Source organism: Streptomyces sp. NBC_00158, from assembly GCF_045160885.1.
GTDB lineage: Bacteria > Actinomycetota > Actinomycetes > Streptomycetales > Streptomycetaceae > Streptomyces.
In genome coordinates, this window is the sequence record NZ_CP108161.1 from 4,325,272 (window position 1) to 4,346,935 (window position 21,664).

Here is a 21,664-nt window from a genome sequence, read left to right on the forward strand (position 1 = left end):
TATGACGAAGACGGACGGGGCCGTCGCACAGGCGTGGGAAGCGCTGGGCGGGTCGGGCGAGTTGGCGGGGCGGGTCGGGTTCCGGGGGCCGAGCGGGCTGGAGGGTCCGCTGCCGGTACGGGAATTGGCGCGGGCCTGCGTCGGGGTGTGCGGGCTGGCGGCGGCCGAGCTGGCCGCCGTACGGGCCGGGGGGACGGCGCTGGACGCAGCCGCGGTCGAGGTGGACGAGGGGGCCGTGGCCACGGCGTTCGTCAGCGAGCGGCACCTGCGGGTGGAGGGCCGGGCACCGGTGACCTTCGCGCCGCTGTCCGGGTTCTGGCGGGCGGCCGACGGCTGGGTGCGGACCCACGCCAACTACCCGCACCACCAGGCGGCCCTCGTGCGCGCGCTCGGCGTGCCCGGCACCCCGGAAGCGTTGCGGGAGGCCCTCGCGGGCCGGAGCGCCGCCGAGGCGCAGGAGGCCGTCTACGCGGCGGGCGGGCTCGCCGTCGCCGTCACGCCGCGGTACGGGGAGCCGCAGCCGCTGGTGGAGTGGGTACGCGGCCCCGGGGGCGGGCGGCCGCCGGGGCCGGGCGCGCTGCCCGCGTCCGGGGTGCGGGTGCTGGACCTGACCCGGGTCATCGCCGGGCCCGTCGCGACGCGGACGCTGGGGCTGCTGGGCGCCGACGTGCTGCGCGTCGACTCCCCGGCACTGCGCGAGGCGGACGACGCGCACGCGGACACCGGCTTCGGGAAGCGCTCCGCGCTGCTGGACCTCGGGGACGCGGCCGGCCGGGCGGAACTCGACCGGCTCCTCGCCACCGCCGACGTGGTGGTGACCGGCTACCGGCCGGGCGCGCTGGATCGGTTCGGGCTGGGTGCCGGGGAGCTGCTGGAACGGTTCCCGCGGCTGGTGGTGGCGCAGCTGTGCGCGTGGGGGTGGAGCGGATCCTGGGCGGGGCGCCGGGGCTTCGACTCGCTGGTGCAGGCGGGGTACGGGATCGCCGCGCGGTGCGCGGACGGGGACGGGAAGCCGGGGGTGCTGCCGGCGCAGGCGCTGGACCACGGCACGGGGTACCTGGTGGCCGCGGGCGTGATGCGGGCGCTGGCGGAGGGCGGCGGCCGGGCGCTGCGGTTCTCCCTGGCCGGGACGGCGTCGTGGCTGGTGCGGGAGGTCCCGTCGGCGGGCGCGCCGGTGCCGGGGTACGCGCCGGAGCCGTGGCTGCGCGAGACGGGGTCCGGGTACGGGGTGCTGCGGTACGCGGCGAGCCCGTTCGGGGACTGGGGGCGGGGGCCGTCCCGGTGGGGCGCGGACGGAGCCGGCTGGCTCGCCCGCTGACCCGGCGGAACGGCCCCGCGGCTGGGAGGCGGGGGCCTGGAGGCGGGGTCAGGAGCTGACGGTGGCCCGCAGCGGCTTCGCCATGCAGCGGCTGGACGGGTAGTCGCGGTAGTAGCCGAACTTCTCGGACAGGGCGTAGCCCGAGGAGAGGTAGAGGGCGATGGCCTCCGGCTGCTTGTCGCCGGTCTCCAGGACCATGCGGGTGCGGCCCGCCGCCAGGGCGTCGGCCTCCAGCTCCGCCAGGATCCGGCGGGCCAGGCCCAGGCCGCGCGCGCCGGGGACGACGTACATGCGCTTGATCTCGGCGTCGCCGTCCGAGTAGCCCTCGTCGTTCTTCTCCTGGCCGCGCCAGGCGCCGCTGGCCACCGGGGTGCCGGCGTCGTCGTAGGCGAGCAGGTAGAGCCCGTTCGGCGGAAGGAACATCGCCGGGTCGAGGAAGGTGGCGTCGCCCTCGCCGTCGTAGCGCTGCTGGTACTCGACCTGGACCTGGGCGTCGAGCGCCGCCGCGTCCGGGTGGTCGTACGGCACCGCGCGGATGTTTATACCGTGAGACATTCGAATATCGTACGGATCCCTCCCGCTATGGTGCAGGGATGCTCACCGTGACCTCCGTGAATGTGAATGGGATCCGCGCCGCCGCCAAGAAGGGGTTCGTGGAGTGGCTCGCCGGATCCGACGCCGACGTCGTGTGCCTCCAGGAGGTGCGCGCCGAGGAGGCGCAGATCCCGGCGGAGGCCCGGCAGCCGGAGGGCTGGCACACCGTGTTCGCGCCGGCCGCCGCCAAGGGCCGGGCCGGCGTCGCGCTGTACACGCGGCGCGAACCCGAACGGGTGCGGGTGGGCTTCGGCAGTGACGAGTTCGACGCCGCCGGCCGCTACATCGAGGCCGACCTGCCCGGTGTCACCGTCGCCAGCCTGTACCTGCCGTCCGGGGAGGCGGGCACGGAGAAGCAGGACGAGAAGTACCGGTTCATGGAGGAGTTCCTCGGCTACCTCGGGGAGCTGAAGGCGCGGGCCGCCGCCGACGGGCGGGAGGTCGTGGTGTGCGGCGACTGGAACATCTGCCACCAGGAGGCCGACCTCAAGAACTGGAAGACCAACCGCAAGAACGCGGGCTTCCTGCCCGAGGAGCGGGAGTGGCTGGGCAAGGTGTACGCGGAGGCCGGCTACGTCGACGTGGTGCGCGGGCTGCACCCGGACACGGAGGGCCCGTACTCCTGGTGGTCCTACCGGGGCCGGGCCTTCGACAACGACGCGGGCTGGCGCATCGACCTCCAGGTCGCGAGCCCGGGGCTGGCGGCGAAGGCCGTGAAGGCCTTCGTCGAGCGCGCCGAGACGCACCCCGAGCGCTGGTCGGACCACGCGCCGGTGACGGTGGTCTACGAGCACGGGGTCTGAGGGCCTGACGGCTTGAGCGCTTGAGCGCTTGAGGGCCTGATGGCTTGAGGGCCTGATGGCTTGAGGGCCTGATGGCTTGAGGGCTTGAGGGCTTGAGGGCTTGAGGGCGGTGAGTGTCTGAGGGCCCGCTGCGGCTACGGAGTCCCGGTGTCGTGAGGGTGCCCGGGTCCTGCGGCCGGGGCGTGCGGCTGGTGCAGGCGGTCCATCGCCATCGTCAGCTCCGCCTCGACCACGCTCTTGGCCAGCGGGCGCAGCCGCGCGACGGCCTCCTGCCCGAGGTGGGCGGAGATCAGCCCGGTGAACAGCTCCGCCAGCGCGTCCGCGTGCTCGCGGACCAGGCGGCCGGTCTCCAGCACCGCCGACAGCGGCACGCCTTCGCGGACGAGCGCCGAGGAGACGTCGAGCAGGCGCCGGCTGACGTGCACGATCTCCTCGCCGTCGGTGGCGACGTAGCCGAGGTCGAGCGCGGCCGCCAGGTTCTCGGGGGTGACCTCGCCCTCGAAGTAGTCGGCCAGCAGTTCGGGCGAGAGCCGGACCGGGGTCTCCTCCGACCCGCCGATGCCGAGCAGCTCGCCGAGCTGGCCGACGTCGCGGCCCTTCTCGAAGGCGGCGGTCAGTTCGGCGATCCCGCCGAGGGTGTGGCCGCGGTCCAGCAGGGCGGCGATGGTGCGCAGCCGGGCGAGGTGGCGTTCGTCGTACCAGGCGATGCGGCCCTCGCGGCGGGGCGGCGGGAGCAGCTTGCGCTCGCGGTAGAAGCGCAGGGTGCGCACCGGGATGCCGGCCGCGTCGGCCAGTTCCTCCGTCCGGTACTCGCGCCGGCCCCCGTGCTCCTCGGGCTCCACGGTTTCCACGGCGGGCCGCGCCCCTCTCGTCACCGGTCTGTCCACCCCCGCAGCCTAGGGGGTGTCCTGTGGATCACGCCGGGCCCGATGCGCGGGAGTCCGTACGGAGTACTCGCGGTAACTTTCCGGGCGCGACCCCTACCCATGGGTACGGAGCTGCTCTACTCTCCCGATTGTGCCAGTGATTGCTGGCAACGTTGCGGTTCGGATTGCGGTGCGGAAGGCGGCGGGCATGGGCGGCAGCACGGTCGGCAAGGGCAGGAAGGTCGGCAAGGGCGCGCGCGAGCACGTACGGGTGGCGGTGGTGGGCTCCGGCTTCGGCGGGCTCGGCGCGGCCGTCCGTCTGCGGCGCGAGGGGATCACCGACTTCGTCGTACTGGAACGGGCCGACTCCGTCGGCGGCACCTGGCGCGACAACAGCTACCCCGGGTGTGCCTGCGACGTGCCCTCGCACCTGTACTCCTTCTCCTTCGCCCCCAACCCCGACTGGCCGCGGACCTTCTCCGGGCAGCCCGCCATCCGCGCCTACCTGGAGCGCGTCGCCGACACCTTCGGGCTGCGCCCGCACATCCGGCTCGGCCACGAGGTCCTGATGATGCGCTGGGACGTACAGGAGCTGCGCTGGGAGATCGAGACCTCGGCGGGCGCCCTGACCGCGGACGTCGTGGTGTCGGCGACCGGGCCGCTGTCCGACCCGAAGACGCCCGAGATCCCCGGGCTCGCCGAGTTCCCCGGCAAGGTCTTCCACTCCGCCCGCTGGGACCACGACTACGACCTGACCGGCAAGCGCGTCGCCATGATCGGCACGGGCGCCTCCGCGATCCAGATCGTGCCGGCCATCGCCCCCAGGACGGCCCGCCTCACGCTCTTCCAGCGCACCCCGCCGTGGGTCATGCCGCGCACCGACCGCGCCATCAGCACCGCCGAGCGCTGGCTGCACCGGCAGCTGCCCTTCACCCAGTCGGCCCGCCGCGGGCTGCTGTGGGGGATCCGGGAGCTCCAGGTCAGCGCGTTCACCAAGCGGCCCAACCAGCTCGGGCTGATCGAATCCCTGGCCAAGGCCAATATGGCGCGCTCCATCAAGGACCCGGAGCTGCGGGCCAAGCTCACGCCCTCGTACCGGATCGGCTGCAAGCGGATCCTGCTCTCCAGCGAGTACTACCCGGCGCTGGCCCGGCCGGACGTGGACGTGGTCGCCTCGGGGCTCAAGGAGATCAGGGGCTCGGTCCTCGTCGCCGACGACGGGACCGAGACCGAGGTGGACGCGATCATCTTCGGAACCGGCTTCCACGTCACCGACCTGCCGGTCGCCGACCGGGTGGTGGGCGCCGACGGGCAGACCCTCGCGGACGCGTGGAAGGACGGGATGCAGGCGCTGCGCGGGGCGACCGCGGCCGGCTTCCCCAACTGGATGACGATCATCGGACCGAACACCGGCCTCGGGAACAGTTCGATGATCCTCATGATCGAGTCCCAGCTGAACTACATGGCGGACTACCTGCGCCAGCTCTCCCTCCTCGACGGCGGCAGCCTGGGCGGGCGCACCGCCCTCGCGGCCCGGCCTTCCGCCGTCAACCAGTGGAACCGGCGGGTCCAGGCGCGGATGGAGCGGACGGTGTGGAACACCGGCGGCTGCACCAGCTGGTACCTGGACGCCCAGGGCCGCAACACCACGGTGTGGCCGGGCACGACGGGTGAGTTCCGGCGCGCCACGTTGACGGTCGACCTGGCCGAGTACGAGGTCGTACGCGTACGCGACCGCGAGCGCGGCCGGGTCCCGGCCCCCGCGGCGGCCGCGGCGGCTCCGTCGGGCGCCACCCCCGCAGCGGAGGGGGCCGCGTGAGCCGGCCCGGGCACGTCACCGCCGGGCGGTACGCGCCGCCGGCCGCGGCCCGCGAGCTGGTCGCCGTATCCGCAGACGGGGCCCGGCTGCACGTGGAGGTGCACGGCGCGGAAGGCGCCCCGGCCGTCGTGCTCTCCCACGGCTGGACCTGCTCCACCGCCTTCTGGGCGGCGCAGATCCGCGACCTGGCCCGAGACCACCGGGTCGTCGCGTACGACCAGCGCGGCCACGGCCGCAGCCCGGCGGCCGCCGCCTACAGCACCACCGCCCTCGCCGACGACCTGGCCGCCGTACTGGAGGCGGCCCTCGCCCCCGGGGAACGGGCCGTCATCGCCGGGCACTCGATGGGCGGCATGACCGTCATGGCCGCCGCCGGCCACCCCCGGTTCACCGAGCACGCCGCGGCCGCCCTGCTGTGCAGCACCGGCAGCTCGCGGCTGGTCGCGGAGGCGACCGTGCTGCCGCTGCGCGCCGGGCGCGCGAGGACCCGTACGACCCGCGCCGTGCTCGGCTCGCGCGCCCCCCTCGGTCCCGTCACCCCCATTGCCCGCGCGGTGCTCAAGTACGCCACCATGGGCCCCGGCTCCGCGCCGGACCGGGTGGAGGCCTGCGCCCGCATCGTGCACGCCTGCCCGGCGGGGGTGCGCCACGCCTGGTCCGAGGTGCTGGCGGGGCTGGACCTGGACGCCGGACTGGCCCGGCTGACCGTGCCGACCGCCGTCATCGCCGGCCGCGACGACCGCCTCACCCCCGTCGCGCACGCCCGGCGGCTCGCGGTGGCGCTGCCGAACTGCGTGGGCCTGACCGAACTCACCGGGATGGGGCACATGACCCCCGTCGAGGCTCCCGAGGCCGTCACCGCCGCCGTGCGCGAGCTGACCGGCCGCTACCTCGGCACCGCCGCCGCCCCGGACGCCACCCCCGAACCGTCCGCCGCACCGACCTCATCCGCTGCATCGACCTCATCCGCCTCATCCGCCGCATCCGCCGCAGAGAAGGAGAAGACCGCGTGAGCGCTCGCAGGAGTATGGAAGGCCAGGTCGCCGTCGTCACCGGCGCCGCCCGCGGGGTCGGCGAACTGCTCGCCCGCAAGCTGTCCGCGCGCGGCGCCCGGATCGCCCTGGTGGGTCTGGAGCCGGAGGCGCTCAAGGAGGTCTCCGAGCGCCTGCACACCGACAGCGACCACTGGCACGCCGACGTCACCGACCACGAGGCGATGGCCCGGGTCGCGCGGGAGGTCAAGGAGCGCTTCGGAAAAGTCGACATCGTCGTCGCCAACGCCGGCGTCGCCGCCGGCGGGCCGTTCGGGGACTCCGACCCCGAGGCCTGGCGCCGCGTCATCGAGGTCAACCTGATCGGCGGGGCCGTCACCGCCCGCGCCTTCCTGCCCGTACTCACGGAGAGCCGCGGCTACTTCCTCCAGATCGCCTCGCTCGCCGCGATCACCCCGGCGCCGATGATGACGGCGTACTGCGCCTCCAAGTCCGGAGTCGAGGCCTTCGCGCACTGCCTCCGCGCCGAAGTCGGCTACAGGGGCGTCAAGGTCGGCGTCGGCTACCTCTCCTGGACCGACACCGATATGGTGCGCGGCGCCGACCAGGACGAGGTCATGCGCGAACTGCGGCAGCGGCTGCCGTGGCCCTCGAACCGCACCTACCCGCTCGGGCCGGCGGTCGACCGCATCGTGGCCGGCATCGAACGCCGCTCGGCGCACGTGTACGCGCAGTGGTGGCTGCGCGGCATGCAGGGCGTCCGCGGTTACCTCCCGGCGGTCATCGCGGCGGGCGGGAAGCGCGAGATGAAGCGCTTCGAACCGCGGCTGGCCGAGGTCTCCAGGGGCCTCGTGGGGGCGGGCGGAGCGGCCGACGAACAGGAACGATCGGCCCACCGCTGATCGAAATGCGTGCTTTGTCCCTGCGTGTCAGTCTGGTCGAGGCCCAACCACCGACACCCCGTACGGAGTGAGAAGCATGGGTATCAAGGACCAGTTCCAGGACAAGGCCAACGAGCTCAAGGAACGCGCCGAGCAGGCCAAGCAGGGCGCCGAGGACGAGATGTCCGAGCGCACCGCGAAGGCCAAGCAGCAGAAGAAGGACATGCGGTCCAAGACCCAGCAGCCGGCCGACGACATCAGGGGCGAGCTCGACGACCGGACCTGAGGTCCGGGAACGGAACGACCCGCGAAGCACCTTCGAACCTTCGAACCTTCGAGGCTTCGAACTGAACCTTCGAGATCCTCGAACCTTCGGGCCTGACTGCTACCGGGCCCCGACACGTCCGGCGCCGACGCACACGGCGCCGGACGCACACAGCGCCGAGGGGCGCGGTCCGCACCGATGAGGTACGGACCGCGCCCCTTCCGCTTCCCCGCCGCCCGCTCGCCTACTCGCGCGGCGGCAGCTTCGGACGCCGGCGGTCCGGTACGTCGGTGTAGCCGGGCGGCACCGCCGCCGGGTCCTGTTCCAGCAGCTCCAGCGCCAGGTGCACGGCGTCGTCGAGCTGCGCGTGCCGCCCCTCCGCCCAGTCGAGCGGGGTGCGCAGGATCGCGAGGTCCGGCTCCACGCCGTGGTTCTCCACCGACCACCCGTACTCCGGGAACCAGGCGGCGTTCATCGGCACGGTGATGACCGTCCCGTCGCCCAGGGTGTGCCGGCCGGTCATCCCGACCACCCCGCCCCAGGTGCGCTGGCCCACCACCGGGCCCAGGCCCAGCAGTTTGAACGCGGCGGTGATCATGTCCCCGTCGGAGGAGGTCGCCTCGTCGGCCAGCGCCACGATCGGGCCGCGCGGCGCGTTGGACGCGTACGAGACCGGCTGCGCGTTGCGTGTCAGGTCCCAGCCGAGGATCGAACGGGTGAGTTTCTCCACGACGAGTTCACTGATGTGCCCGCCCGCGTTGCCGCGCACGTCCACGATCAGGGCGGGCCGGGACATCTCCATGCGCAGGTCGCGGTTGAACTGCGCCCAGCCGGAGCCGCCCATGTCGGGGATGTGCAGGTAGCCGCAGCGGCCGCCGCTGACCTCGCGGACCACGGCGCGGCGTTTGGAGACCCAGTCCTGGTAGCGCAGCGGGCGTTCGTCGATCAGCGGGACGACCGCGACGCGCCGGGCCCGGCCCTCGCCCTCGGCGGGCTGGAAGGTGAGTTCGACGGTGGTGCCGCCGGCCGCCGACAGCAGCGGGTAGGGGCCGGCGACCGGGTCGACGGGCCGGCCGTCGACGTGCGTGAGGACCGCGCCCTCGCGGATGCCGGTGCCCGCGAGCGGGGAGCGGGCCTTGGAGTCGGAGGACTCGCCGGGCAGGATCCGCTTGACCACCCAGCCCTCCTCCCGGTGCACGAGGTTGGCGCCGAGCAGCCCGATGGCCCGCTGGTAGTGGGGCGGACCTTCGTTGCGGCGGGCGGGGGAGACGTAGGCGTGCGAGGTGCCGAGTTCGCCGAGGACCTCGCGCAGCAGGTCGGCGAACTCGTCGGGGGAGGCGACGCGTTCGACGAGGGGGCGGTACTGGCGCAGTACGCCGTCCCAGTCGATGCCGCACATCTTCGGTTCCCAGAAGTACGCCCGGATGAGCCGGCCGGCCTCCTCGAAGGCCTGGCGCCACTCGGCGGCCGGGTCCACCTCGTGCAGGATGCGCCGCAGGTCGAGGTAGACGGTGGAGTCGCCGTCACCCGATTCGGTGGCCGGCACGGCGCGGAGGTCACCGTCGTCGTTGACGACGAGCCGGGTGCCGTCGCCGCTGACCGCGAACCAGTCCAGCCCGGAGGCCAGTTCGGTCTTGCGGGCCTTGGTCATGTCGAAGTGCTCAAGCGTCGGCTTGCCGCTGGTGTCGGCCGGGTTGGCGAAGGTCTCGCCGAGCGCGCCCGAGATGGGCCAGCGCAGCCAGACGAGGCCGCCGCCGTGCACCGGGTGGAGGGCCGAGTACTTCGACGCGGAGACGGGGAAGGGCGTGACCCGGCTCTCCAGGCCCTCGACCTCCACGGTGACGGTGCCGTCGCCCTCGCCCGGTTCGCCCTCGACCGGGTCGAGGCCGCCCGCCGCGGGCCGGCCGTCGGGGGAGAAGGCGAAGGGGGAGGGGGTGGCCGAGGAGAGGGGCACCAGGTAGGGGCGGCACCCCAGCGGGAAGGACAGGTCGCCGGTGTGCACGTCGTACACCGGGTCGAAGCCGCGCCAGGACAGGAAGGCGAGGTAGCGGCCGTCCCGGGTGAAGACCGGGTTCTCGTCCTCGAAGCGGCCGTTGGTGACGTCGACGATGACGCGCGCCCCGGGTCCGGCGATCTTCGCCATCTTGATCTGCCGCAGGGAGCGTCCGATGCCGGGGTGCGACCAGGTCAGCCAGCAGCCGTCGGGGGAGAAGGCGAGGTCGGTGACGGGGCCGTTGATGGACCGGATGAGTTCGCTGACCTCGCCGTTGGACTCCTCCGTCGCGTCGAGCAGCAGCAGGCGTCCGTCGTTGGAGGCGATGGCGAGCCGCTCCCCGTCGGGGTCGGACAGCAGTTCCGTGACGCGGCCCAGCTCGCCCGAGGCCAGCCGGCGGGGCTCGCGGTCGCCGGAGGCGCGCGGCAGGTAGGCGATCTCGATCGCGTCCTCGCCCTCGGCGTCGGTGACGTACGCGACCTGCCCGCCGCTGCCGAGCATCTCGGGCAGCCGCACCCGTACGCCGGGGGTGTCGGCGATGGTGCGGGCCGGGCCGTCGCGGTGGGTGAGCCAGTACAGGCTGCCGCGTACGACGACGGCGCTGGCCCGGCCGGTGGTGTCCACGGACAGCGAGTCGACGTTGCTGGCGGCCGGCACCTGGTACGTACGCCGCCCCGCGCGCGGGCCGCCGAGGCGGACCGGCAGCTTCCGGGGTGAGGCCCCTTCGGTGAGGGAGTCGACGAGCCAGACGTCGCCCGCGCACTGGTAGACCACGCGGGAGCCGTCGCTGGAGGCGTGCCGGGCGTAGAACTCGTCGTGGTCGGTGTGGCGGCGCAGGCCGGTGCCGTCGGGGAGGCAGGAGTAGAGGTTGCCGACGCCCTCGTGGTCGGAGAGGAAGGCGATCCGGCCGCCTACGAACATCGGGGATTCGAGGTGTCCCTCGATGTCCTCCAGGAGCCGTTGCCCGTGCAGCCAGAGCCGGCCCGTGGCGCCGCCCCGGTACCGCTTCCAGGCGGCGGGCTCGTGCGGGGGTTTGCCGGTCAGCAGCAGGCTGCGGTGCTCGCCGCCGACGTCGGCGACCTGGATGTCGGAGACCGGGCCCCAGGGGAGGCGGCCTCCGGGGTTGCCGTCGGTGGGCAGCTTGTACGCCCAGGAGTAGTAGGAGAAGGGCTGGCCGTGGGAGGAGACGGCCAGGATGTTGCCGTCCGGGTCCCAGCCGCAGACCCGGGTGTCGGTGGAGCCCCAGTGGCTGAGCCGGCGTGCGGGGCCGCCGTCGACGGGGGCGAGGTGGATCTCCGGGTCGAGGCTGCGCCAGGTGGTGAAGGCGATGTGCCGGCCGTCGGGGGAGAAGCGCGGGTGGCCGACCCGGGTGCGGTCGACGGTGATGCGCCAGGCGCGGCCGGGGGTCTGGCCCTCGGGGACCAGGGGGGCGACCCAGAGGTCGTCTTCGGTGGCGAAACACAGCAGGTCGTCGTGCAGGTGCGGGAAGCGGAGGTACGCGACGTCGTGACTCACCCCCCAATGCTTTCCGCGCCGAGGGGGCCCGGCAACTCGTACAGGTGACCAAATGGCGCCCCGTGCGGGTGAGCTGCGGGCGGCTCGGGGCGTGACCCACACCACGCCGCTAACGAAACGGAACGGTTTCGTTTCGTTAGTCGGGGAGGTAGGCTCTGAGGAGTACGGAACCGTTTCGTTCGGAGGAGGAGGCCGCGATGAAGGCGAGTTGCCGGGTGACCGACGTCATGTCGTCCCGCCGCAGCCGGATCACCCCCGAACGGGAAGCCGAACTCCACGGGGCGGTCCTCGACCTCCTGCGCGAGGTCGGCTACGAGGCGCTGACCATGGACGCCGTCGCCGCCCGTACGAAGTCCAGCAAGGCCACCCTCTACCGCCAGTGGGGGAGCAAGCCGGAGCTGGTCGCCAAGGCCCTGCGATGTACCCAGCCGGTCTCCCTCCGGGAGATCGACACGGGCACCCTGCGCGGGGACTTCGCCACGATGGTCGAGCGCTCGGACGACGCGCAGATGGCCAAGGACACCGCGCTGATGCGGGGCCTGGCCCATGCCGTCCACGAGAGCCCGGAGCTGCACCGGGCGCTGCGCGACCTGCTGGTCGACCCGGAGCTCAACGGTCTCCAGGCGATGCTGCAGCGCGCCGTCGAGCGGGGCGAGATCCGGCCGGACTGCCCGGCCCTGGACTTCGTGCCGCACATGCTCATCGGGGCGTTCATCGCACTACCGCTGATCGAGGACCGGTCCGTCGACCGGGCCTTCCTCGGCCAGTTCATCGACGCCGTGGTCTTCCCCGCCCTCGGCGTCTGACGCCCCGCCCGGGTACTTCGCCCGCGGCCGCTACCCGGCCGCACGACCGCACGACTGCTCAACCGCATGACCGCATGACCGTGCGAAGTACAGCTCCCCAGAAGTACAGAACGTCCTTCCTGCTGCTCCTGACACGCCGCTCTCGTCGTCGGGCCGGCTTTCCACGCCCTGATCCGTCCCGGATCCATCCCACGACCTGAAACGGGAGAACCACGACGTGGCCACCTTCCTCTACCGGCTCGGGCGCGGCGCCTTCAGGCGCCGCGGCCTGGTCGCCCTCGTATGGGTGGCGCTGCTCGTCGCCGCGGGCTTCGGCGCCGCGACGGCCTCCGCGCCCACCTCCGGCTCGTTCTCGATACCCGGCACGGAGGCCCAGAAGGCCTTCGACCTGCTGGACGCGAAGTTCCCGGGCATGTCCGCCGACGGCGCGACCGCCCGCATCGTGGTCAAGGCGCCCGCGGGCGCCAAGGTCACCGACCCGGGCCCCAAGGCCGAGGTCGAGAAGCTCATCTCCGGCCTGAAGAGCGGCGACGGCGCCGCCCAGATCGCCACCGTCGACGACCCGTACCAGACGAAGGCGGTGAGCCAGGACGGCTCCACCACCTACGTCAGCGTGAAGTACAAGGTCAGCGGCATGGAGCTGAAGGACGACACCCGAGAGGCGCTCAAGGACTCGGGCCACGCGGCCCAGAAGGCCGGCCTCCAGGTGGAGATCGGCGGCGACGCGCTGATGGAGGCCCCCGAGACGGGCTCGGGCGAGGCCATCGGCATCCTGATCGCCGGCATCGTCCTCGTCATCACCTTCGGCTCGCTGGTCGCCGCCGGGCTGCCGCTGCTGACCGCGCTGATCGGCGTCGGCATCGGCGTCTCCTCGATCACCGCGCTCGCCAACGTCCTGGACCTCGGCTCCACCACCTCCACCCTCGCGATGATGATCGGCCTCGCGGTCGGCATCGACTACGCGCTCTTCATCGTCTCCCGCTACCGCGCGGAGCTCGCCGAGGGCCGGGAGCGCGACGAGGCCGCCGGCCGCGCCGCCGGAACCGCCGGCTCCGCCGTGGTCTTCGCCGGTCTGACCGTGGTCATCGCCCTGGTGGGCCTGGCCGTCGTCAACATCCCGATGCTGACGAAGATGGGTGTCGCGGCCGCCGGAACGGTGGTCATCGCGGTGCTCGTCGCCCTGACGCTGGTCCCGGCGATCCTCGGCTTTGCGGGCAAGAAGGTGCTGCCCGCCGGCCAGAAGAGCAAGCTGTTCGGCAAGGGCCGCCCGGCCGGCGCCGAGGAGAAGCCCAACGGCGGCACCCGCTGGGCCCGCTTCGTGCTGCGCCGTCCCGTCGTGGTGCTGCTGGCCGGTGTGATCGGCCTCGGCGCCATCGCGATCCCGGCGAGCAAGCTGGAGATGGGCCTGCCGGACGACGGCTCCAAGCCGGTCTCCACCAGCCAGCGCAAGGCGTACGACATGCTGTCCGAGGGCTTCGGCCCCGGCTTCAACGGCCCGCTGATGGTGGTCGTCGACGGTGACAAGGCGCTGGCCGACAGCACCGCCGACCGGATCAAGGGCCTGGACGGGGTGGCGGCCGTGATGCCCCCGCTCCAGAACGAGGCCAAGGACGCCGCGATCGTCAGCGTGATCCCGAAGGACCGGCCCTCCTCCACGGAGACCGAGGACCTGGTCCACAAGATCCGCGAGGGCAACGGCAAGGACGTGTTCGTCAGCGGCCAGACCGCCATGAACATCGACTTCTCGCAGAAGATGAACGACGCGCTGCTGCCCTACCTGGCGCTCGTCGTCGGCCTCGCCTTCCTGCTGCTGATGCTGGTCTTCCGCTCGATCCTGGTTCCGCTCAAGGCGGCGCTCGGCTTCCTGCTGTCGGTGGTCGCGGCCCTCGGCGCGGTCGTCGCGGTGTTCCAGTGGGGCTGGCTCGGCTCGCTCTTCGGCGTGGAGCAGACCGGTCCGATCATGTCGATGATGCCGATCTTCATGGTGGGCGTGGTCTTCGGCCTCGCCATGGACTACGAGGTCTTCCTGGTCACCCGCATGCGTGAGGCGTACGTCCACGGCGAGCGGCCGGGTCAGGCCGTGGTGACGGGCTTCCAGTACAGCGCCCGCGTGGTCGTGGCCGCCGCCGTCATCATGATCGCCGTGTTCTCCGGCTTCCTCGGGGCCAGCGACTCGATGGTGAAGATGATCGGCTTCGGTCTCGCCGTCGCCGTCCTCTTCGACGCCTTCGTGGTCCGCATGGCGATCGTGCCGGCGGTGCTGGCGCTGCTCGGCCACAAGGCCTGGTGGCTGCCGAAGTGGCTCGACCGGATCCTGCCGAACGTGGACGTGGAGGGCGAGAGCCTGCGCAAGCACCTCGGCGAGTCCGGGTCCGGGTCCGAGGCCGGTTCGCCGGAGGACCCCGACAAGCAGCGCGAGCTCGTCAACGCCTGAGCGGACGCCCGGGCGGACGCCCGGGCGGACGCCCGAGCAGGCGCCCGAGCGGGCACCCGATCCGTCGCCTGAGCGGAGGCCCGGGGTCAACGCCCCGGGTCAACATCGGGCCCGGAAAGTCACACCTGCCGAACGCCGGCCCCGCACCTGGAACCCCCGGGTGCGGGGCCGGTGGCGTTCCGCTACGCCGTCCGGGTGGTGGCGTACGTACGGCGCAGGAAGCGGCGCAGCGCGGCGCTGTCGAACTGGAGGACGGCGACCCCCTCGGGCGAGTGGAACTCCACCACCGCCTGGACGCGCCCGCACGGCCAGACGCGTACGTCCCCGGTCCCGGAGGGCGCGAGCAGGCCGGCCTCCAGGAGGGCGAGGGGGAAGACCCACTCGTTGTCGGTCTCCTCGGGGGACAGCTCGGCGGGGAAGACGACGCGCATGGCCAGGGGCTCGGCCGGGGTGAAGCGAAGGGCCACCGGAATGGCCCGGTAGAGGGGCTCGTCGGTGATCACGCGGGCGCGCACCCGCTCCTCGACGGCGGTCGCGGTCGCTGTGGCTGCTGGATTCTCGGCGGTGGCTGACATCGACAAGACTCCTCGAAATCGGAACATTTACGTCCGTTTGTCCGTCCAGCCTCGCACATTCCGACGAAACCGCACGGATCTATTTGTGACCCGCCTGCTCTTGCCAACAGTTTGCAACTGGGCACTACTCTTGAACGGTTAAAGACTTGTGCGAGAAAGAGGAAGCGGAGCTTCTCCATGCATGTGCCCGACGGATTCATCAACACACCCGTCTCGGTGGCCGCAGGAGTAGCGGCCGCCGCCGCTGTCGCGGTCAGCCTGCGCGGCGCCCGTCGTGAGCTCGACGAGCGCACCGCCCCGCTGGCCGGCCTCGTCGCCGCCTTCATCTTCGCCGTGCAGATGCTGAACTTCCCGGTCGCCGCGGGCACCAGCGGCCACCTCCTCGGAGGGGCGCTCGCCGCGATACTCGTCGGCCCGTACACCGGCGTGCTCTGCGTGTCCGTCGTCCTGCTGATGCAGGGCATCCTCTTCGCCGACGGCGGCCTGACCGCCCTCGGCGTCAACGTCCTCAACATGGGCGTGGTGACCGTGGTCGTCGCCTACGCCGTCTTCCGCGGCCTTCTCAAGCTGCTGCCCGTCGGCCGCCGCTCGGTCACCGCCGCCGCCTTCGCCGGAGCCCTGCTCTCCGTGCCCGCCGCGGCCGCCGCCTTCACCGTCCTCTACGCCCTGGGCGGCACCACCGACGTCCCGCTCGACAAGGTCCTCACCGCGATGGTCGGCGTCCACGTCCTCATCGGCATCGGCGAGGCCGCCATCACCGCCGCCACCGTCGGCGCCGTGATCGCCGTACGCCCCGACCTGGTGCACGGCGCGCGCCGGCTGACCGCCCCGCTGAAGCTGCGCGTCGGAGGCGAACTGGTCGACGCCCCCGCCCCCGCTGCCACCCCGGTGCCCGCTGCCACCCGCTCCACCCGCAAGCTCTGGCTCACCGGCCTGGCCACCGCCCTCGTCCTGGCCGGCTTCGTCTCCTTCTACGCCTCCGCCAGCCCCGACGGCCTGGAGAAGGTCGCCGCCGACAAGGGCATCGACACCAAGGTCGAGGAGCACGCCGCCGCCGACTCCCCGCTCGCCGACTACAGCGTCAAGGACGTCTCCGACGCCCGCCTGTCCGGCGGCCTCGCGGGCGTCATCGGCGTCGGCGCGACCGTCGCCGTCGGCACCGGCGTGTTCTGGGCCGTGCGCCGCCGCCGCGCACAGGACCCGGCCGCGACGTCCACGGCCGCCCCGTCGGCCGGCTGACATGGGGGCCGGCCACGCGCACAAGCTCTACCGGCACGGGCACTCGCCCGTGCACGAGCTGCCGCCGCACTGCAAGATCGCCGCGACGTTCGCGTTCGTGGTCGTCGTCGTGTCCACCCCGAGCGAGGCCATGTGGGCCTTCGCGGGGTACGCGGTCCTCCTCGCCGCCGTCGCGGCGGCGGCCCGGATCTCCGCGGGCTTCATGCTGCGGCGGATGCTGATCGAGGTGCCGTTCGTACTCTTCGCCGTGCTCATGCCCTTCGTGTCCCAGGGCGAACGGGTGGAGGTGCTCGGCATGTCCCTGAGCGTCTCCGGCCTCTGGGGCGCCTGGAACGTCCTGGCCAAGGGCACCCTCGGCGTGGCCGCCTCCGTACTCCTCGCCTCCACCACCGAACTGCGCGCCCTGCTGCTGGGACTCCAGCGGCTGAAGCTGCCGCCGCTGCTCGTGCAGATCGCCTCCTTCATGATCCGGTACGGCGACGTCATCACCGACGAGCTGCGCCGGATGTCCATCGCCCGGCGCTCGCGCGGGTTCGAGGCGCGCGGCGTGCGGCACTGGGGGGTGCTCGCCAAGACGGCCGGCGCCCTCTTCATCCGCTCCTACGAACGCGGCGAGCGGGTCTACCTCGCCATGGTCAGCCGCGGCTACGCCGGTTCCATGCCGGTGATCGACGACGTCACGGCCACCCGCGCCCAGTGGGCGTACTCGGCCGTGCTCCCCGTGACGGCGCTCGCCGTCTGTCTGATGGGATGGACGCTGTGACGTCTCCTTCCGCTCCCTCTTCCCCCTCCGCTTCCTCTTCCTCCTCGGCGCCCTCCCTGGAGGTGTCCGGGGTCGCCTACGCCTACCCCGACGGGCACCAGGCCCTCTTCGGGGTCGACCTCACCGTCGGCCGCGGGGAGCGGGTCGCGCTGCTCGGCCCCAACGGCGCGGGGAAGACCACCCTCGTGCTGCACCTCAACGGCATCCTCGGCGGCGGGGTCGGCACGGTGAGCGTGGCCGGGCTGCCCGTGGAGAAGCGGAACCTCGCCGAGATCCGGCGCCGGGTGGGCATCGTCTTCCAGGACCCCGACGACCAGCTGTTCATGCCGACCGTGCGGGAGGACGTGGCCTTCGGCCCGGCGGCGGCCGGACTGCGGGGGGCGGAGCTGGAGGAGCGGGTCCGCGAGGCGCTGGAACTGGTCGGCATGGCCGGCTTCGCCGACCGGCCCCCGCACCACCTGTCCTTCGGCCAGCGCCGGCGGGTGGCGGTGGCGACCGTACTGGCGATGCGGCCGGAGATCCTCGTCCTGGACGAGCCCTCCTCCAACCTGGACCCGGCCTCGCGGCGCGAGCTCGCCGACATCCTGCGCTCGCTGGACGTGACGGTGCTGATGGTGACCCACGACCTGCCGTACGCGCTGGAGCTCTGCCCGCGCTCGGTGATCCTGAGCGAGGGCGTCATCGCCGCCGACGGACGCACCCGGGACCTGCTGTGCGACGACGCGCTGATGCGGGAGCACCGGCTGGAGCTGCCGTTCGGCTTCGACCCGCGGTCGGTGGCGACGGCGTAGGACGGCACGCCGGCGGTGGCGTCGGGCGGCGGCGTCAGGCGGCGGCTCCGGCGGTTGCGCGGGGCGGTCACGGAACGCGGGCGGCTAATGTCACTGCGTGACGGTGTGGCATTAGCCGGTGGAGCCGGGTCGGGGTGTGGGCCGGCGGGCGCGGGCGGCGGCATAAGGGGCCGCCGATGGTTGTTGGCCTGCTCGTGAACATCCAGGGTGTGGTGACCGAGGGCTTCGAGCCCGTCAGAGACGCCTTCGCGCGCAACTTCGAGGTCCTCGGGGACCGGGGTGCGGCCGTGGCCGTGTACCGGGACGGCCGCAAGGTCGTCGACCTGTGGGGCGGGACGAAGGACGCCGACGGTGACGCCGCCGGGCCCTGGGCCGAGGACACCGCGACGATCGTGCGCTCCGCCACCAAGGGCGTGGCCGCGGCCGTCCCGCTGCTGCTGCACCAGCGCGGACTGCTGGACCTGGACGCGCCGGTGGGCTCGTACTGGCCCGAGTTCAAGGCGGGCGGCAAGGAGAAGGCGTTGGTCCGCCACCTCCTCGCCCACCAGGCCGGTGTGCCCGCGCTGGACCGGGGCCTCACCACGGCGCAGGCCGCCGACGGGGTGAGCGGGGCGCGGGCGGTCGCCGCGCAGCGGGCCTTCTGGGAGCCGGGCACCGAGCACGGCTACCACGCGCAGACCTTCAGCTGGCTGGTCTCCGAGCTGGTGCTGAGGGCGACGGGCCGCACCGTCGGCGGGATCCTGGCGGAGGAGATCGCCGAGCCGCTGGGGCTGGACTTCTGGATAGGCCTCCCGGGGAGCGAGGCGCCGCGGGTGGGCCGGGTGGCGCCGGTGGAGCCGCCGGCGAGCGCGGGGCTGCTGAAGACCCGGCCGAGGAGAAACGTTTCCGAGGCGTACGCCGACCCCGGCTCCCTCACCCGGCGCGCCTTCGCGGCCATCGATCCCCTGCCGGACGAGAACGACCCCGTCTACCAGGCGGCCGAGCTGCCCGGTTCCGCCGGCATCGGCACGGCGCGCGCCCTGGCCCGCTTCTACGGGGCGACCATCGGGGTGGTGGAGGACGGGGCGCGGATCTTCACCCCGGCGACCACCGCGCTGGCGGGAACGGAGTTCGCTTCCGGGCCGGACCGGGTGCTGGTCGTGAACACCCGTTTCGGCCCGGGCTACATGCTGCACGGCCCGTCGTCCCCGCTGCTGTCCCCGGCTTCCTTCGGGCACCCGGGGCGGGGCGGGTCACTGGCCTTCGCGGACCCGGAGGCGGGGATCGGCTTCGGCTACGTCACCAACGCCCACGCCAAGTCGGTGACAGCCGACCCGCGCGCGCAGGCGCTGGTGAGGGCGCTGCGGTCCTGCCTCTGACGGGTTACTGCGGTCAGGCGCTCTCGCGTACGTCGGCCAGTGCGGCCGCGGCGTGCTCGATGAGCTCCTTCGGGGCCATGGGGAAGACGGTGTGCGGGGTGCCGGCGGCGGCCCATACGACGTCGTGCGCCAGCAGCGAGCGGTCGGCCAGCACCCGGGTGCTGGTGCGGTGGCCGAAGGGCGGGACGCCGCCGATGGCGTAACCGGTGGTCTCGCGGACGAGCGCGGCGTCGGCGCGGGTGACTTTCGCGGCGCCGAGTTGACGTCGTACGGCTTCGACGTCGACGCGTGAGGCGCCGTCCATGAGGACCAGCACCGGGACCCCGTCCGCCGCGAAGATCAGCGACTTCACGATCTGGCTGAGCTCGCAGCCGATCGCGGCGGCGGCGTCGGCCGCCGTGCGGGTCCCTTCGGGGAAGGCGCGGACGTCGAGGTCGAGGCCCAGCTCGGTGAGGGCCTGGGCGAAGAGGGGGTGCGGGGTGCTGGTCGTCATGCCGGGACGCTAGCGCTGTGCGGGCCCCGGAGACCACGCCTTTTGCCCGGGGTCCCCCGGCCCGGCGTCCCGCCCCGTTGCCGGTGGTCCGACCCGCACGTCCGTCCGGGCGGGGCTCCGCACCGCGCCGCCGGCGTCGGCCGTGCCCCGCGGGGTGCCTTGCCGCGGCCTTCCGGCCCGGCTTCCCTGCCCTTGCCTTCCGGCCAGGCCGCGCTGCCCCTGGCCCGGGCACCCCAGCCTTGGCTTTCCGTCTTGGCTTCCCGGCCCGTTGCCGGTGGCCGTAGCCCCGGCTTTCCGTCTTGGCTTCCCGGCCCGTTGCCGGTGGCCGCAGCCCCGGCCTTCCGGCCTGGCCTCTGGCCCGGGTGCCCCGGCCCGGGTGCCCCGGCCCGGTGGTTGTGCCTTCTGGTCGGACCCGGCCGGTAGCCCTCACCCCGTCCCGTCCGGTCCGGGTGGCGGGCCGGAGCCGGGGGCGGGCAGCGCCCCCCTACCCGCCTCCGTCAGGAGGCGTTCAGGACCGTGGCGACTATGGGGCCCGCCGTGTCGCCGCCGTGGCCGCCGCCCTCGACCATCGCGGCCGCCGCCACGTCGCCGTGGAAGCCCGTGAACCAGCTGTCCGGGGCCGCCGCGCCGTCGACCTCCGCCGAGCCGGTCTTCGCGCCCTTGTCGGAGCCGCCCACGGAGGACATGGCGCCCGCCGCCGTGCCGCCGGGGCCGGCGGCCTGCTTCATCATCTTCACCAGCTGCGCCGACACACCGGGCGCCAGCGAGCGCGGGGCGGCTGCCAGGGCGCGGCCGTCCAGCGAGGCCTTCACCAGCACCGGCTGCCGGAACACCCCGGTCCGGGCGGTCGCCGTGATCGACGCGATGTTCAGCGGGTTCATCTGGATCGCGCCCTGGCCGATGTACTCCGCGGCCGCCGCCGGACCGGAGGTCACCGGCACGCTGCCGTCCTGGGACGGGATGCCGGTCTTCCAGTCCAGCCCGATCCCGAAGGCCTCCTTGGCGACCCTCGGCAGCGCGCCGTTGTCGTGCACCTCGTCGATCAGGCCTATGAAGGCCGTGTTGCAGGACTTGGCGAAGCTGGTCGAGAAGGGCTGGCCCTTCAGCGAGAAGTTGTTCACGTTGTGGAAGGCCTTGCCCTCCCACGAGACGGTCTGCGGGCAGTCAGCCGGGCGGTCGGCCGCCACCAGGCCCTTCTCCAGCAGCATGGCCGCCGTCACGATCTTCATCGTCGAGCCGGGGGCGCGCCGGCCCTGCATCGCCGCGTTGAAGCCGTCCCTGCGGTGGTTGGCCACCGCCAGGATGTCGCCGGTGCTGGGCTGGACGGCGACCACGGAGGCCTCCGCGTACTGTGCGACGGCCCGCTCGGCCGCCGCCTGCACGTCGGCGTCGAGCACGGTCCGGATCTGCCCCGGCTTGCCCTCCACCAGCGTCAGCAGGCTCCGCTTCGGTGCGTCCTGGGCCGCCGGTTCGATCCACAGCTCGACGCCGGGCGTGCCGCCGGTCTTCTCCCCGTACGTCTTGCGCAGCGAGTCGAGCACCGGGCGCAGTGACGGGTACTGCTCGGGCGTCAGCTCCTTGCCGTTGCGGTCGACGGCCTTGACCGGCGGGCTCGCCGGGGTGCCCGCGCGGAGCTTCTCGCCGGTCTGGAGCTGCGGGTGGATCACCGAGGGCTGCCAGTCGACGAGCGGCTTGCCGCTCTCGACGCCGCGTACGACGGTCAGGCGGGAGTCGTAGGCGAGGGGCTTGGTGGTGCCCGCGTGGCTGATCTCGGCCTCGACCTTGAACGGCACCGAGGTGCCCTCCGTCGCGCCGGGGGTGATGACGGCCTTGGAGACCATCGCCGCGGCGCGGTAGTCGGCCACCGCGGTCTGCGCGGCCTGTGTGTTGTTGGTCAGCCCGGCGGCGGTGGCGGCGTCGCCTGCCGCCCACGCGGCGAGGAAGGCCTTCGCGGTGGCGGCCGCCTCCTTCTCCGTGACCGGCCCGCTGCCCTTGGCGGCGGGCGCCGCGCTGTTCGCCGTACTGCCGCTGCCGCTGCCCGTGCCGCCGCCGTCGCCGGCGTCCCCGACCAGCGCGTACACCCCGTACGCGGTGCCGCCGACCATCGCGAGGAACACCCCGCCGACGATGGCACCCTTCGCCGCCCCGTTCACTGCGTC

Annotated in this window: 18 protein-coding genes; 12 read left to right on the forward strand and 6 right to left on the reverse strand. The window is 73.2% G+C overall.

Features of this window, described 5'->3' with window-relative positions; translation table 11 throughout:
- The first annotated feature begins 1 nt into the window (after position 1).
- On the forward strand, positions 2-1,318 hold the full coding sequence (locus tag OG553_RS20050; RefSeq protein WP_405980306.1) for a CoA transferase: 1,317 nt from the start codon (positions 2-4) through the stop codon (positions 1,316-1,318).
- A 48-nt stretch (positions 1,319-1,366) separates the two neighbouring features.
- Here OG553_RS20050 and OG553_RS20055 read toward each other — a convergent pair whose 3' ends face one another.
- Entirely contained in the window at positions 1,367-1,873 is a 507-nt protein-coding gene (locus tag OG553_RS20055; protein WP_405980307.1) for a GNAT family N-acetyltransferase, read from the reverse strand.
- A 38-nt stretch (positions 1,874-1,911) separates the two neighbouring features.
- On the opposite strand from OG553_RS20055, the gene OG553_RS20060 reads away from it, so the two are divergent.
- A complete protein-coding gene (locus OG553_RS20060) occupies positions 1,912-2,715 on the forward strand; it encodes an exodeoxyribonuclease III (protein ID WP_405980308.1) in 804 nt (267 codons plus the stop codon).
- 134 nt (positions 2,716-2,849) lie between these two features.
- On the opposite strand, the gene OG553_RS20065 is transcribed toward OG553_RS20060, so the two are convergent.
- On the reverse strand, positions 2,850-3,566 hold the full coding sequence (locus OG553_RS20065; protein WP_405980309.1) for a MerR family transcriptional regulator: 717 nt from the start codon (positions 3,564-3,566) through the stop codon (positions 2,850-2,852).
- Positions 3,567-3,789: 223 nt separating this feature from the next.
- Here OG553_RS20065 and OG553_RS20070 point away from each other — a divergent pair, with 223 nt between their 5' ends.
- The 4 genes from OG553_RS20070 to OG553_RS20085 all read left to right on the forward strand — a co-directional run bounded on the left by OG553_RS20070 (position 3,790) and on the right by OG553_RS20085 (position 7,559).
- On the forward strand, positions 3,790-5,400 hold the full coding sequence (locus OG553_RS20070; RefSeq protein ID WP_405980310.1) for a flavin-containing monooxygenase: 1,611 nt from the start codon (positions 3,790-3,792) through the stop codon (positions 5,398-5,400).
- On the forward strand, positions 5,397-6,413 hold the full coding sequence (locus OG553_RS20075; RefSeq protein ID WP_405980311.1) for an alpha/beta fold hydrolase: 1,017 nt from the start codon (positions 5,397-5,399) through the stop codon (positions 6,411-6,413). Before OG553_RS20070 ends, OG553_RS20075 begins: the two co-directional genes overlap by 4 nt.
- Positions 6,410-7,294, forward strand: coding sequence for an SDR family oxidoreductase (locus OG553_RS20080; protein WP_405980312.1), 885 nt, complete (start codon positions 6,410-6,412; stop codon positions 7,292-7,294). The genes OG553_RS20075 and OG553_RS20080 overlap by 4 nt, the downstream gene beginning before the upstream one ends.
- A 76-nt stretch (positions 7,295-7,370) precedes the next feature.
- A complete protein-coding gene (locus OG553_RS20085; RefSeq protein WP_405980313.1) occupies positions 7,371-7,559 on the forward strand; it encodes a hypothetical protein in 189 nt (62 codons plus the stop codon).
- A 223-nt stretch (positions 7,560-7,782) separates the two neighbouring features.
- On the opposite strand, the gene OG553_RS20090 is transcribed toward OG553_RS20085, so the two are convergent.
- Positions 7,783-11,046 (reverse strand): S41 family peptidase, encoded by a 3,264-nt coding sequence (locus OG553_RS20090; RefSeq protein WP_405980314.1) that lies wholly within the window; start codon positions 11,044-11,046, stop codon positions 7,783-7,785.
- Between the two features lie 227 nt (positions 11,047-11,273).
- Here OG553_RS20090 and OG553_RS20095 point away from each other — a divergent pair, with 227 nt between their 5' ends.
- Positions 11,274-11,852: a TetR/AcrR family transcriptional regulator gene (locus tag OG553_RS20095; RefSeq protein WP_405983083.1), complete on the forward strand. Its 579-nt coding sequence runs from the start codon at positions 11,274-11,276 to the stop codon at positions 11,850-11,852.
- A 217-nt stretch (positions 11,853-12,069) separates the two neighbouring features.
- The gene (locus tag OG553_RS20100) at positions 12,070-14,286 is read left to right on the forward strand and encodes an MMPL family transporter (protein ID WP_405980315.1); all 2,217 of its coding nucleotides are present in this window, start codon (positions 12,070-12,072) and stop codon (positions 14,284-14,286) included.
- 182 nt (positions 14,287-14,468) lie between these two features.
- On the opposite strand, the gene OG553_RS20105 is transcribed toward OG553_RS20100, so the two are convergent.
- Positions 14,469-14,861 carry an SsgA family sporulation/cell division regulator gene (locus OG553_RS20105; RefSeq protein WP_405980316.1) on the reverse strand — a complete coding sequence of 131 codons (393 nt, stop codon included), beginning with the start codon at positions 14,859-14,861 and terminating at the stop codon, positions 14,469-14,471.
- 177 nt (positions 14,862-15,038) lie between these two features.
- On the opposite strand from OG553_RS20105, the gene OG553_RS20110 reads away from it, so the two are divergent.
- The 4 genes from OG553_RS20110 (at position 15,039) to OG553_RS20125 (ending at position 19,012) form a co-directional block, all read left to right on the forward strand.
- Positions 15,039-16,100: an energy-coupling factor ABC transporter permease gene (locus tag OG553_RS20110; RefSeq protein WP_405980317.1), complete on the forward strand. Its 1,062-nt coding sequence runs from the start codon at positions 15,039-15,041 to the stop codon at positions 16,098-16,100.
- Position 16,101: 1 nt separating this feature from the next.
- Entirely contained in the window at positions 16,102-16,863 is a 762-nt protein-coding gene (gene cbiQ, locus OG553_RS20115; RefSeq protein WP_405980318.1) for a cobalt ECF transporter T component CbiQ, read from the forward strand.
- Complete coding sequence (locus tag OG553_RS20120) at positions 16,851-17,654, forward strand: energy-coupling factor ABC transporter ATP-binding protein (RefSeq protein WP_405980319.1); 804 nt, start codon at positions 16,851-16,853, stop codon at positions 17,652-17,654. The genes cbiQ and OG553_RS20120 overlap by 13 nt, the downstream gene beginning before the upstream one ends.
- A 176-nt stretch (positions 17,655-17,830) precedes the next feature.
- Positions 17,831-19,012, forward strand: a complete 1,182-nt coding sequence (locus tag OG553_RS20125; RefSeq protein ID WP_405980320.1) for a serine hydrolase domain-containing protein — start codon at positions 17,831-17,833, stop codon at positions 19,010-19,012.
- 13 nt (positions 19,013-19,025) lie between these two features.
- Here the strand turns inward: OG553_RS20125 and OG553_RS20130 are convergent, their stop codons facing one another.
- Both OG553_RS20130 and OG553_RS20135 read right to left on the reverse strand, forming a co-directional pair.
- A complete protein-coding gene (locus tag OG553_RS20130; RefSeq protein ID WP_405980321.1) occupies positions 19,026-19,505 on the reverse strand; it encodes a YbaK/EbsC family protein in 480 nt (159 codons plus the stop codon).
- Positions 19,506-20,002: 497 nt separating this feature from the next.
- The gene (locus tag OG553_RS20135) at positions 20,003-21,658 is read right to left on the reverse strand and encodes a penicillin-binding transpeptidase domain-containing protein (RefSeq protein WP_405980322.1); all 1,656 of its coding nucleotides are present in this window, start codon (positions 21,656-21,658) and stop codon (positions 20,003-20,005) included.
- Between the last annotated feature and the right edge of the window lie 6 nt (positions 21,659-21,664).

Excerpts from the sequence above, each read along its gene's own strand:
- cbiQ (WP_405980318.1), top strand. The coding sequence starts at position 16,102 with ATGGGGGCCGGCCACGCGCACAAGCTCTACCGGCACGGGCACTCGCCC.
- OG553_RS20095 (WP_405983083.1), top strand. The coding sequence starts at position 11,274 with ATGTCGTCCCGCCGCAGCCGGATCACCCCCGAACGGGAAGCCGAACTC.
- OG553_RS20070 (WP_405980310.1), top strand. The coding sequence starts at position 3,790 with ATGGGCGGCAGCACGGTCGGCAAGGGCAGGAAGGTCGGCAAGGGCGCG.
- OG553_RS20110 (WP_405980317.1), top strand. The coding sequence starts at position 15,039 with ATGCATGTGCCCGACGGATTCATCAACACACCCGTCTCGGTGGCCGCA.
- OG553_RS20130 (WP_405980321.1), bottom strand. The coding sequence starts at position 19,505 with ATGACGACCAGCACCCCGCACCCCCTCTTCGCCCAGGCCCTCACCGAG.
- OG553_RS20120 (WP_405980319.1), top strand. The coding sequence starts at position 16,851 with ATGGACGCTGTGACGTCTCCTTCCGCTCCCTCTTCCCCCTCCGCTTCC.
- OG553_RS20105 (WP_405980316.1), bottom strand. The coding sequence starts at position 14,861 with ATGTCAGCCACCGCCGAGAATCCAGCAGCCACAGCGACCGCGACCGCC.
- OG553_RS20085 (WP_405980313.1), top strand. The coding sequence starts at position 7,371 with ATGGGTATCAAGGACCAGTTCCAGGACAAGGCCAACGAGCTCAAGGAA.
- OG553_RS20055 (WP_405980307.1), bottom strand. The coding sequence starts at position 1,873 with ATGTCTCACGGTATAAACATCCGCGCGGTGCCGTACGACCACCCGGAC.
- OG553_RS20050 (WP_405980306.1), top strand. The coding sequence starts at position 2 with ATGACGAAGACGGACGGGGCCGTCGCACAGGCGTGGGAAGCGCTGGGC.
- OG553_RS20060 (WP_405980308.1), top strand. The coding sequence starts at position 1,912 with ATGCTCACCGTGACCTCCGTGAATGTGAATGGGATCCGCGCCGCCGCC.
- OG553_RS20125 (WP_405980320.1), top strand. The coding sequence starts at position 17,831 with ATGGTTGTTGGCCTGCTCGTGAACATCCAGGGTGTGGTGACCGAGGGC.